This window comes from Candidatus Hydrogenedentota bacterium (genome assembly GCA_012523015.1).
Lineage (GTDB): Bacteria > Hydrogenedentota > Hydrogenedentia > Hydrogenedentales > CAITNO01 > JAAYBJ01.
Genome location: JAAYJI010000218.1, coordinates 1 through 11,859, shown reverse-complemented (window position 1 = coordinate 11,859; position 11,859 = coordinate 1). Strand labels below are relative to the sequence as shown.

Here is an 11,859-nt window from a genome sequence, read left to right as displayed (position 1 = left end):
GGCGGAAATGGTGGTGCCCGGCCAAACAGGGCGTTTAGTGCCCGTACGGGATACGGATGCGCTGACCGAAGCGATTATCGCAGCCTTGATCGAAAAAGATGAAAGTCTTGCTTTGGCGGAAGCGGGAAAAGGATGGGTGGAGGATAAGTTTTCCGTTTCGCGTATGGTAATGGGTACACTGGAAACGTACCGAGAACTCGTGTAGATTTTCTTTGAAATAGTTTCCACTTTCATGTTCTGTAGCACTACAATAGCGTGAGATGTACGACATAACCGGTAAAAGGTGCCCTATAAGGAGACTGCTATGTCAAAGGTATTGCGGATTGGTTTTATTGGTGCGGGAGGAATCGCTCCGGGTCATTATGAGCGTCTGAGCAAAACGGGCAAGGCGGAAGTTACCGCCCTTACCGATCCCAGCGATGCTTCTTTATCACGGTTTTATGAGCGCTGTCCCACCTCCGTGTCCCTGCCTGTATACGGGGATTATCGCGATATGATAAAAAAAGAGGATTTGGACGGCGTACTTATTCTTTCGCCCCATACTGTGCATTACGCGCAGATTCGCGATTCCTTAAAACGCGGACTTCATGTGTTGACCGAAAAGCCTATGGTGTGTACTATTCAACATGCCCAAAAACTAATTCAACAGGCGAAAGATGTAGATCGGGTACTGATGATCTCTTATCAACGTCATTTCGACCCCATGTTTCGCTATATGCGTGACCAGATCAAGAAAGGCAGTATCGGCACAGTTGAATTTGTTCAGGCAGTGCTTAGCCAAGAATGGTTGAGAATAACCAGAAATACGTGGCGACAGGAGCTAGAATCTTCCGGCGGCGGACAATTAAATGATTCCGGAAGTCATCTGATTGATATTCTTATGTGGGTGACCGGTATGAAGATTCGGCAGGTTTCGGCTGTGAGCGAAAATTTTGATATTGAAGTGGATGTAAATTCTTCGTTGTCACTCCTCTTTGAAAATGGGGCGCTCGGAAGTCTATCAATTATTGGCAACGCTCCTGCTTGGCATGAAGATCACACGATTATCGGCAGCAAAGGCGCTTTTTATTTAAGACAAGGGATTGGTCTTGTTCAGCAAAATGCTGCAGGTGAATCGGTCAACTTTAAATTGCCCAAATACACGGATAATCCGGACAACAATTTTATAAATACTATCTTAGGTAAAGCGACGGCGGAAACGCCGCCGGAATGTGGATTGAATGTTATTGAACTCACCGAGGCTGCATGGAAATCAGCCGCCGCCGGCGGTAAGCCTGTGCGGCTCCGTTAAATGACTAAATATTTACAGGAAGAATAAGGGATCATCGATGAAAGCACCCGATTATAGCAAGCGAATCGCAACATTACGAGAAGACTTGAAACTGTATGAATGTGACGCTTTTTTTAGTGTTGATCCTGCAGACAACGCGTATCTTTCCGGCTTTTTCGGCAGTACTTCGGTGGTGTTGATTACCCTAGACCGAGCGGTTCTTTTTTGCGATTTCCGCTACCAAGAATATGCCGCTTCTTTACAATCGAATTTGGAGGTAGAAATTGTTTCCGGTTCTGTCACGACAAAGTTAGGTTCCTTCATCAATGCTTGTAATCTCAAGTGTGTCGCTTTTGATCCTTCTGCTATTACAGTTCAACAATACATGATGATTGAGGATGAATTATCCGCCAAGATGGAACCCCTAGTGTCGTTGTGCAAAAACATTCGTGAAATAAAAGACGCCTATGAGATATCCTGTATCCGTGAAGCGAGTCGTTTGGCGGAAGATGCTCTTGAGCAGATCCTTTTAGATTTAAAGTGTGGTATCTGTGAATATGAAGTTGCGGCGGTCTTGGAATATGAATTTCGTAAACGGGGCGCCCTTCGAACTTCCTTCGAAAGCATTGTTCTTTTTGGAGAACGCAGTTCGCTGCCCCATGGTGTGCCGACCGATAAGCCCTTGGAAAAAGGAGATATCGTCCTCATTGATTGTGGTTGCGTACTGGATGGATACTGTTCCGACTTGACCAGGACCTTCGTTTTCGATAGGATACCCGGTAAGTGGTTCAGCGATATCTACGAATATGTACGCCAAGCACAGGCCGCCGCAGTTGAGACGGTATGCGCCGGTGTTCCAGCCTTAGCAGTAGATCAAGTTGCTCGTGATCTTATTACCGCGGCTGGTCATGGGGATCATTTCGGGCACGGCACCGGTCATGGTGTGGGGCTGGAAGTGCATGAAGGTCCCCGCTTATTTAATCGATCTGACGCCATCTTGGAAACATCCATGGTAGTCACTATGGAGCCGGGAATTTATCTTCCGGGGCAAGGCGGCGTACGCATTGAAGATTTGTTGGTTGTCACTGATGATGGATGTGATATTTTAACAGAAACCCCAAAAGAATTACGGATACTTTAATTATGATTTCTACAGCAGATTTTAGAAATGGAATGGTTGTGGAACTGGATGATGATCTCATGGAAATCATTGAGTTTCAACATGTCAAACCCGTTAAAGGCGGCGCCTTTGTTCGCACCAAATTTAAAAATGTTTTGACCGGACGGGTCTTGGAAAAAACCTTTCGATCCGGAGAAAAATTTGAAGAAGCACGCATTGAAGAGCGGCAGTGGCAATATTTGTATAACGACGGAGATCAGTTCCATTTCATGGATCATGAAAGTTATGAACAGCTCGCCGTCAATGCGGATGTTGTTGGTGATAAAGCGCTTTGGATGAAAGAAAACTCCGACGTGTCCCTTTTCTTTTACAAGGGTCAGGTGATTACGGTGGGTGTCCCCTCCCATGTTGTCTTGACCATAACGAAATCGGATCCGGGTGTTCAGGGCGACCGCAGCAGTGGCGCAAAAAAGCCTGCCACCTTAGAAACAGGCGCCACCATTCAAGTGCCCCTTTTCCTCAATGAAGGTGACCAGGTCAAGGTAGATACTCGTACCGGCGATTATGTCGAACGCATGTAATGCCTTCGTCATTGTCTGCGCTTCAAGGAGACCGCGTCTTGTTGGATTTTGAAGAGCTTCAGGAATTAATCCGTCTTTTTGAGGCGACAGCACTCTCTGAAATTGAAATAGAAGATCAGGGGAAACGCATTCGGCTTGCCAAGCCGGTTCCTATCGAAAGTCGGACCACTGTTTCGGGAAAGCGGTCTACCCTTGCTTCTGCTTCTGTTCCTGCTGCAGACGACTCGGATATTACAGAATCACTGAGAGATGAGGGCTTGGTTACCGTGGATTCCCCCATGGTGGGTACCTATTACGCCTCACCGGGTGCAGGAGCATCCCCTTTTGTGCAGGTTGGCGATACGGTAGACATTAATCAAGTGGTCTGCATTGTCGAAGCCATGAAAATTATGAATGAAGTGGTGAGCAAAGTTCCCGCTATCGTGGAACGCATCCTCGTGCGCAATGGGGAACCCGTCGAATACGGTCAGCCTTTGATCGCGCTTCGCCCCCTCGCCTGAAAGCCTAGTGTGTTTAAACGTATTCTCATAGCCAATCGCGGCGAAATTGCCGTTCGCATTATACGAGCCTGTCGTGAAATGGGCATCACTTCCGTGACTGTTCACTCAACGGCAGACCGCGATTCCCTGCACACCGAGCTGGCCGATGAATCGATTTGCATTGGTCCCGCCGGTCCTGCCGACAGTTATCTGAAAATTCCCAGCATTATCGCCGCCGCAGAAATTGCCGATGTTGAAGCCATTCATCCCGGCTACGGCTTTTTGGCGGAAAGCGCTCGCTTTGCAGCCATATGCCGTGAGTCACGATTAGCCTTTATTGGCCCATCTGTTGAGGCCTTGGCGATGAGCGCCGACAAAGTTCAATCACGCAAAAAAATGGTGGATGCAGGGGTGCCTGTCGTGCCGGGAAGCAACGGTATTATTGAGGATGCCGATGCTGCCTGTGCGCTTGCCAAAGAAATTGGTTATCCTGTCTTGGTGAAGGCTGCCGCTGGCGGCGGCGGCCGAGGCATGCGTATCGCTCACAATGAAAGTACCTTGAAACATGCCCTTTCCGTTGCATCGACAGAGGCAACGAATGCTTTCGACAACGGCAGCATTTATATTGAGAAATTTATTGATGGGGGTCGGCATATCGAGTTCCAGATTTTGGGCGATCAACATGGCAATTTAATTTGTCTTGGTGAACGAGAATGTACCATTCAGCGGCGACACCAAAAGCTCATTGAAGAAACACCCAGTACGGCACTCACACCTGCCTTGAGAGAAGCCATGACAGAGGCTGCCCTTGCTGCCGCCAAGGCTGTTGATTATAGTAATGCAGGGACCGTTGAGTTTTTATTGGACCGAGCCGGAAACTTTTATTTCATTGAATTGAACGCCCGTATTCAAGTCGAACATCCCGTCACGGAAGAAGCCTTTTGTCTAGATTTGGTACGTGAGCAAATCCGTCTTGCTTCCGGAGAAATATTGGGATATGATGCCCCTGCGCCAAGCTTTCATGTCATTGAAGCACGGGTCTACGCAGAAGATCCTGACCTTAATTTTCGACCCAATTCAGGACTGATAAAGCGTTGTCACATTCCGGGAGGGCCGGGAATACGTGTGGATACTCACTTGTTTTCCGGCTACGAAGTGCCCCATCATTATGACTCGCTCTTGGCTAAAGTCATTGCCCGGGGCAACACGCGCACAGAAGCAATTGAAAGACTCAGTCGTGCATTGAATGAATTCTTTGTGGATAATGTTACCACTACAGCGAAACTCTGCGCGCGTATTGTCAGCGGACAGCGGTTCCGCCGCGGAGAGATCGGCCCCGATTTATTGGCTGAATATCTGGATAAAGACAGCCGCTAATTGTTGCTTTTTCGGGCATTATTTTAGCGGTCAGTTTTTGTTGACGAAGAGGAGACCGATTTATGAATATGAAGTGCTGCATGAAGATGAGGTCTGTACTTAGAAATGCCGGGATAGCAATGGGCCTTTCTTTCCTGTTGTTTCTATCAGGATGTACCACCTTGACAAACAACATGCAGGAGCAAGTACTTGACGCGAAACGAAAGATCATTCCCTCCCTCGTGCATATTCGCCCCGTGAAAGAGGTGTTTGTGCAAGGGAAGCGTCAGGAAGTGTTGGCTCTTGGCAGTGGATTTATTATTTCTAAAGATGGCTACGTGGTCACCAATGAGCATGTCGCGGGAGAAAGCAGTCAGGTTATCTGCGTGCTTGATGACAATACGGAACTGGAAGCCCGTGTAATCGGAACAGACCCCGATACGGATATTGCCGTATTGAAGTTGGAATCGGATCAAGCCTTAGCCTTCGCTCGTTTCGGAAGTTCCGCGTCTCTTGAATCCGGTGATTTCGTACTTGCAATGGGAAGCCCCCACGGGCTCTCACGGAGCGCTTCTCTGGGCATTATTAGTCTAACCGATAGATACCTTGGCGAATTGGGCGGTATCACCGCTCCCTACAATAATTGGATTCAGACGGATGCCGCCATCAACAAGGGAAACAGCGGCGGTCCTTTGGTAAATCTTAAAGGGGAGGTGATAGGTATCAACACCTTAGCCATGCTGGGCGCAGAAAATGTGGGCTTCGCGATTCCGGCCGATAGCGCCCGCGAGATTGTGGATGCCATCATTGCCCACGGCCGCGTACAACGCAGCTCGTTAGGGCTGAGTTTCCAAGAAATGCACGCGAAAACAGATGATAAGACTGTGAAGGGGGTTGTTATCGCTGATGTTTCTCCCCTATCCCCGGCGGCTGAATCCGGCGTGAAAGCAGGAGATGTTCTCGTCAGCATAAATGACAAGAAGGTGAATGCTTATTACGAAGAAGAGCTGCCTGCAGTACGCAAACAAATTGCCGATTTGCCCGTAAATGAAAAGGCGGTGCTGCAGATCCTGCGCGGCAATGAGCCGCTCTCTATTGAAGCCACGACAGAAGAGAAAATGGCTTCTAAGGGCACGCAAGTGGAATTTCATGAGTGGGGATTTACTGCCATGGAGATGACACCGGAATTAGCGCGTCGTGCACAACTTCCCCAACGTCAAGGCATCCTCGTTTCCGGATGTACGCCGGGCGGATTGGCTGCCGTCTCCGGGATTGTCGCGGGCGATATCTTATTAGAGATGGATGATGAGCCGATTTCGTCGCTCACGCAATTTGATGAACTGTATCGAAAAAACTTAGCTGCCCATAAAAAATATGTCATGCTTTTTGTGAAACGCGGCGCGGTCACCCGCTTCGCGCTTATGAATACAGACGCATTGGGCGATGCTGTCATAGACAAGGAGATCCTTGAATATGTTGATTAAATCCTTTGTCAGTGTTGGGCTCCTGACGATCCTTCTTTTGGTCGGAGTGAGCTATGCAGATGATTTTTCTCCGGAGAAAGTAGAAACTTTTTTCAAAAAATGGTCTCCCACGCTCTGTGTTTTAAAATTCACACAAACAGCCCTTGACCCGCGTACCGGTGAGGAACAACAACAACCGGGAAGTGCCTTGGCAGTACTCGTATCTGCCGACGGTTTACTCATGACCAATGGCTATATTCAACGGGAAAACATTAGCTCTTCCAATTTCCGTGCCGTTGTGGTTCAAGATGAAAAGGAAATCGAATATCAGGCGACTTTGTTGGAAAAGCCACGGGATGTGAATCTTTCTTTCCTGAGAATCAAAAGTGATTCTCCCGTGAATCTGCCTTATCTCCACTTTCTTGAAAATGCAGCCATGAAACTTGGTGAAGAGGTGGCTATTTTGGGCGTCATGAGCGAAAATATGGACTTTCACCCGTCGCTCAGTCTGGCGCGTATCGCCGCCGTTTTAGAACAACCCAGAACCACCTATTGCATTGATATCCCTCTTAAACTGGGCGCTGTAACCGGTCCTGTCATGAATAAACAAGGTGAAGTGATCGGCGTTACCGGATTTGAGTTGTCCGCCAATGAGGGCGGCGATTTATATACCCGCAGCGGGCATCCCATGATCTTTCAATCAGGACTGTTCATGCACTATATCAATAATCCTCCCGGAGAGCGTTTGGAAGATGATTCCGGAACGGAGGAAGCTTGGCTGGGGGTGTTCACACAGCCGCTGAAAGAGGAGTACGCGGAATACTGGGGTATCGATAAACCCGGTGGTTTGATCGTGAGCACATTGGTTCCTGACTCCCCCGCTGAAGCGGCAGGGCTGCAAGTGGGCGATATTATACGCGTATTTGATGGGCAGCCTATTGTGGCGGTCTTAGACCGTGACGTTTTGTCCTTTACAAAAATGGTTCGCGCGAAAGAAGCGGGAGCACGTCTACCGGTGGAAATACTCCGCGATAAAGAGCCTCTTACCATTGAGGTTATTTTAGGAAGACGACCGCGATCCACCCAAGAAGCCGATGAATACACCGATGAAACCTTGGGTATTGTGGTGCGCGAACTCACGCAGGATTTACGAACCCTATTCAATCTTGGTGAAGATGTGCAGGGTGTCATTGTGCGACGGGTTATATCCGGCAGCGCTGCTCAAATAGCAAGAATGCAGCCCGGCATTATTATCATGTCTTTAGGCAATACGGCTGTCTCAAGTCTTGAAGACTATAAAGAAGCTATCGCCGCCATTGAGCATGAAAAACCTTTGGATATTTCTGTCTTTGCCCGTGCCGGCACGGCGACAGGATTTTTCCGACTCAAACCGCGTTGGTAACCGTTATTTTTCGTATGCCTTCTTAGCGTGGCAAGGAGTCGGAATAGTAGGAAACAAGTGTCACTTCCTTTGATCAACATAGCGACCTGGAATCATCGCCCAAAAGGCTCCGGGAATCCCCTATCTCCTGGCCTCAGGGTTGTGGGCGGTGTCGCCTTCTTTTGTATCGCTCTGAGCTTCCTGTCCTGTCAAGGCTATCACCAACGAGGGATGGGGCTGGAAGAGATGTGGCAGCTTTGCGATGCCAAGGATTATGAAAGTGCCCTTCCCTTGGCGCGTGACTTTGTGTTGCGGTATCCTGTCCATCCTGTTGCACATTTTTTACTAGGTAAATGTTTCGCCAATAAAGACAGCCCTGAACTCACCCGTGCAAAAGGTGAATTCGATATGGCGCTAAGTCTGTTGAATGTGGCACTTGAAACAGAGCAGATTGAGCTGTCTATTACTGTCGAGAATTTTAAAGTAGAAATTCACTACGAAACAGCGCTTGTTTTATTTCGAACTGCCTTGGAAGCCTATGATGCCGGAATCGTGATGCAAGCATCCTTAGGTATTTTAAGGACGGCCTTAAAAGAGCTTGAGGAGGGCTTACACTACGCTCCGGATTCTGACAGGCTTATAGAGCTGAAAGAGGTCCTTGAACGGATGATCCGGCAAGCAACCACTCCACAGAGCCTTCCCTTATATTCCGATGCGCATTACACGTGACGAAAGAATATTGCCGCAGAAGGCATAGGTTTCCTGTGTTATTTTTCGGTTTCTGTAAGTTTCGGCAACACGTTGCGGCGTAGTGCGCCAAGCTCGGCAGCGGGAATCTTCTCCACTTCTCGATCATAGGTAAGGAGCCCGTTAATCTCGATTTCTACATCCGTCGTTTGCGTATAAACACCTGCGGCGATTCCTTGCCCACGCAAGTCATTTAATTGGGCCAGTGTCTTTTCAAAACGGGCTTGATATTCCTCCAGCGATTTGGGCAACTCTTTTCCATAGCCCCAATTCTTTTGCTGCGGATCCCAAAGATGATCTGATACGGGGTACCCATGACCGCCGAATTCACCGACGACTTTTATAAAGGCGTCGTAACGATCGGCTTCGAATGGAAATTTTGGTTCGGGATAGGCATGGGCATCAGCAATATCCCCAACAGGGAAGAAATTGCCGCCGCTGGCGATATTGACTAAGCGGCCGGGATCATAACCCATTACCCACTCTCCCACCTCTATAGAACGATGCTGTCCCCACGCTTCATTAAAGGGAACCCAAACCACAATGGAGGGATGATTCTTTAGCGTGTCCATCATCGCTTTGATTTCGTACATATATTGCTCATGGGCGTCATCGGGCCATTGCGCATCCTGCGGTTCTTTGCTCAAAAATACCCAACGGGGATTCTCGCCGCCACTGGGTTGATCCTGCCACACCATCATGCCTATTTGGTCACAGTGATAATAATATCTGCGCGGTTCTTGCTTAATATGCTTGCGAATCATATTGAATCCGGCGGCTTTCAAAAATTCCACATCATAACGCATGGCCGCGTCAGATGGCGGCGTCAACAGTCCATCAGGCCACCAGCCTTGATCCAAAGGGCCCCAGTGGAAGATCTCTTCACCATTCAGTGTAAAGCGTAAATGTCCCTCTTTATCGCGTACTTTTCCGACCGTACGGATACCGGTGTAGGAGCCGACACGATCAACGCTATTGCCCGAATTATCCAATAATTCGATTTCAAGATCATAGAGATGGGGGTTGTCAGGTGTCCACAATTTAGGAGATTGCAGCTTAAGGATAAGGCCGCTTGCCGGTCCTTCTTCTTTTCTAACGATATCTGTGCCGTCTTTGACAAGGACTCGCAATTTATCAAGATTTTCGGATCCCTTTACAGTGGCTTTAATTTCTATACTTCCTGCTGCCGCTTCCGTGGTCAAGTGAATATCTTCGATATAATTCAGAGGTACTTGTTCAAGCCAAACAGATTGCCAAATTCCAGACACCCGTGTGTACCAAATACCTCTGTTTTTGAGTACCTGCTTGCCCCGCAATTGCCACGCTTCCGTTTCGTCTTCTACCCGCACGATGATTTCGTTTTCGCCGACTTTAACGACATCTGTGATGTCGAAGGTGAAGGGCATATTACCGCCTTGATGACTGCCCACGGCTTCCCCGTTGACCCGGACTTCACAACGATAATCCACCGCTTCAAAATTTAGGAGGGTACGCACGCCTTCGATGATCTCCAGATCAATGCTGCGTCGGTACCAGAGCGCCTGATCGGGCTGTAGCAATTGCTGTACGCCGCCAAGGCGTGATTCCAAGCAAAAGGGAACCAAAAGCTGTCCCTGCCAATTTTCCGGAACAGCAGTGTCCGATTGTGCGGTAATGGTGTAGTCCCAAAGACCATTAAGATTTTGCCATGCCTCTCTCATCAGCTGCGGACGAGGATATTCACGCCACGCATTATCGGCAGTGACATCTTTACCCCACCGTGTAATCAGAGACGTTTTATAGGGTTCCGTTACCATTTTATTATCCTTTGAATCTCCCGTATTTTGGGCTGAGGCTATACCTATAGATATAGCCATGAAAAAGGACAGGATTATTAAAACTGTGGGCAAACAACGGGCAAAAGCGCGCCTAGGTTCAGCAGCATAGCGTTTCATGGATAAGGTCTCCTTTATTTTGAGGGGATATCGAAGAATCACGAATGAACCCCTCTAGTATGCCATGAGTGTACGCGATAATTAAACCCGAGATTTCGCACGCATATTTTTTTTGTTTTATCGCAAAATTCACGGGCCATTTGTCTGAATTAGACTTTTACAGAAGTGCATGGTACAATGATTTTTCAGTCGATTCTACCCCTCATCGTTAACCATAGAAAAGAGAGCTATGACGTATACGACACAAAATAGTGATGGTAATCTGTCCCCTAAAAAATCTTCGTGGTCGATAATTTTGACTGATCTTGCTTTCATTGTTGTCTTGGTAATTGCCGTCGCCTTCCGTGTCCCCGATTTATCCTTACGACCGCTCCACGGCGATGAAGCCAATCAGGCGGTTAAAACGGGCCATCTCTTAGAAGACGGGTATTATCGCTACGACCCTTTTGAACACCATGGTCCAACGCTCTATTACCTGACCTTGCCCCTGTTATATGGAGGCGGTATTTCTACTTTTGAAGCTTCGACCATTGTTTATTATCGCGCTGTACCTGTGTTTTTCGGGCTGCTTTTAATTCTGTTGCTCTGGCCGTTGCGTACTGCTCTCGGTAATGGCGCCCTTATTTGGACTGCCTTATTCATGGCAATTTCAACACCTATGGTATTTTACAGCCGGTACTATGTACAGGAAATGCTGCTCGTTTGTTTTGTGCAAGGAGCCTTTACCACCGCTTGGCTCTATTGTCGGCGACCGCGCTTGGGATGGGCGCTTCTTTTCGGTTTTTTCTTGGGGATGGTACATGCCACAAAAGAAACCTCCATCGTCGTCGTCTTTTCTGCTTGTCTTAGCGGCGCTTTAATTTTGCTGCCAGTTTTGATGCGTGACAAATTTGATCTATCCAAGATAAAGATGGTGCTGCAGCGACCGACAATCCTACATATCCTAGCCGCTTTTATCATGGCCGCCTTTATATCTGTTAGCTTCTTCTCGTCCTTTTATACCCATGCCCGAGGGCCCCTTGACTCGATCTTGACCTACTTCGATTATTATGTACGTGCTAAAGGAGAAGGCAGTTCCGGCATCCATGATAAACCCTGGTATTACTATTTCGTGCTCTTATCTTATGTGTACCGACAAGTGGGACCGCGATGGACGGAAGCCCCTATATTGGCAGCGAGCATACTGGGTGCGTTGGCGGCGATTTTTGTCAAGAGTCCGAAAAATACTGCCGACACTGAGGAAAAGAAGGCGCCCTTTTATTTCCGCCGTTTTCTTCTCTTCTATACCGTATCCATGGTTGCAGTCTTTAGTATGATCCCTTATAAAACGCCTTGGAATTTGCTGCCTTTCTATCACGGCATCTTATTACTTGGCGGCTTGGGAATTGCTGAAACCATTCGGCTTGTGCGTTATCCCCTTCTGCGCGGCATTGTGATCCTGATTGCCCTTGCCGGTGTCCTGTTGGTTGGTCGGCAATGTTATTTTGGCAATTATGTTTATTTCGCCGATACACGCAACCCCTATGTC

At 48.1% G+C, this 11,859-nt stretch carries 11 protein-coding genes; 10 read left to right on the top strand and 1 reads right to left on the bottom strand.

Annotation, left to right across the window (positions count from 1 at the left end; all coding sequences use genetic code 11):
- Positions 1-13: 13 nt before the first annotated feature.
- The 9 genes from GX117_09320 (at position 14) to GX117_09280 (ending at position 8,379) form a co-directional block, all read left to right on the top strand.
- The gene (locus GX117_09320; protein NLO33539.1) at positions 14-205 is read left to right on the top strand and encodes a glycosyltransferase family 4 protein; all 192 of its coding nucleotides are present in this window, start codon (positions 14-16) and stop codon (positions 203-205) included.
- A gap of 99 nt (positions 206-304) precedes the next feature.
- The gene (locus GX117_09315; GenBank protein ID NLO33538.1) at positions 305-1,291 is read left to right on the top strand and encodes a Gfo/Idh/MocA family oxidoreductase; all 987 of its coding nucleotides are present in this window, start codon (positions 305-307) and stop codon (positions 1,289-1,291) included.
- A gap of 37 nt (positions 1,292-1,328) precedes the next feature.
- Entirely contained in the window at positions 1,329-2,411 is a 1,083-nt protein-coding gene (locus GX117_09310; protein ID NLO33537.1) for an aminopeptidase P family protein, read from the top strand.
- 2 nt (positions 2,412-2,413) lie between these two features.
- Positions 2,414-2,971, top strand: coding sequence for an elongation factor P (efp, locus tag GX117_09305; GenBank protein ID NLO33536.1), 558 nt, complete (start codon positions 2,414-2,416; stop codon positions 2,969-2,971).
- Between the two features lie 38 nt (positions 2,972-3,009).
- Positions 3,010-3,471, top strand: a complete 462-nt coding sequence (gene accB, locus GX117_09300; GenBank protein NLO33535.1) for an acetyl-CoA carboxylase biotin carboxyl carrier protein — start codon at positions 3,010-3,012, stop codon at positions 3,469-3,471.
- A gap of 9 nt (positions 3,472-3,480) precedes the next feature.
- Positions 3,481-4,827, top strand: a complete 1,347-nt coding sequence (locus tag GX117_09295; GenBank protein ID NLO33534.1) for an acetyl-CoA carboxylase biotin carboxylase subunit — start codon at positions 3,481-3,483, stop codon at positions 4,825-4,827.
- A gap of 161 nt (positions 4,828-4,988) precedes the next feature.
- On the top strand, positions 4,989-6,290 hold the full coding sequence (locus GX117_09290) for a PDZ domain-containing protein (GenBank protein ID NLO33533.1): 1,302 nt from the start codon (positions 4,989-4,991) through the stop codon (positions 6,288-6,290).
- The gene (locus GX117_09285) at positions 6,280-7,671 is read left to right on the top strand and encodes a PDZ domain-containing protein (GenBank protein NLO33532.1); all 1,392 of its coding nucleotides are present in this window, start codon (positions 6,280-6,282) and stop codon (positions 7,669-7,671) included. The genes GX117_09290 and GX117_09285 overlap by 11 nt, the downstream gene beginning before the upstream one ends.
- Positions 7,672-7,728: 57 nt before the next feature.
- Positions 7,729-8,379: a tetratricopeptide repeat protein gene (locus GX117_09280; protein NLO33531.1), complete on the top strand. Its 651-nt coding sequence runs from the start codon at positions 7,729-7,731 to the stop codon at positions 8,377-8,379.
- A gap of 38 nt (positions 8,380-8,417) precedes the next feature.
- Here GX117_09280 and GX117_09275 read toward each other — a convergent pair whose 3' ends face one another.
- Positions 8,418-10,331: a glycoside hydrolase family 2 gene (locus GX117_09275; protein ID NLO33530.1), complete on the bottom strand. Its 1,914-nt coding sequence runs from the start codon at positions 10,329-10,331 to the stop codon at positions 8,418-8,420.
- A gap of 229 nt (positions 10,332-10,560) precedes the next feature.
- Between GX117_09275 and GX117_09270 the strand changes: the two genes are divergently transcribed.
- On the top strand, positions 10,561-11,859 hold a 1,299-nt coding region (locus GX117_09270; GenBank protein NLO33529.1), incomplete at its 3' end, for a TIGR03663 family protein.

Coding starts and splice junctions, on each gene's coding strand:
- efp (NLO33536.1), top strand. CDS start 2,414: ATGATTTCTACAGCAGATTTTAGAAATGGAATGGTTGTGGAACTGGAT.
- GX117_09310 (NLO33537.1), top strand. CDS start 1,329: ATGAAAGCACCCGATTATAGCAAGCGAATCGCAACATTACGAGAAGAC.
- GX117_09315 (NLO33538.1), top strand. CDS start 305: ATGTCAAAGGTATTGCGGATTGGTTTTATTGGTGCGGGAGGAATCGCT.
- GX117_09285 (NLO33532.1), top strand. CDS start 6,280: ATGTTGATTAAATCCTTTGTCAGTGTTGGGCTCCTGACGATCCTTCTT.
- GX117_09275 (NLO33530.1), bottom strand. CDS start 10,331: ATGAAACGCTATGCTGCTGAACCTAGGCGCGCTTTTGCCCGTTGTTTG.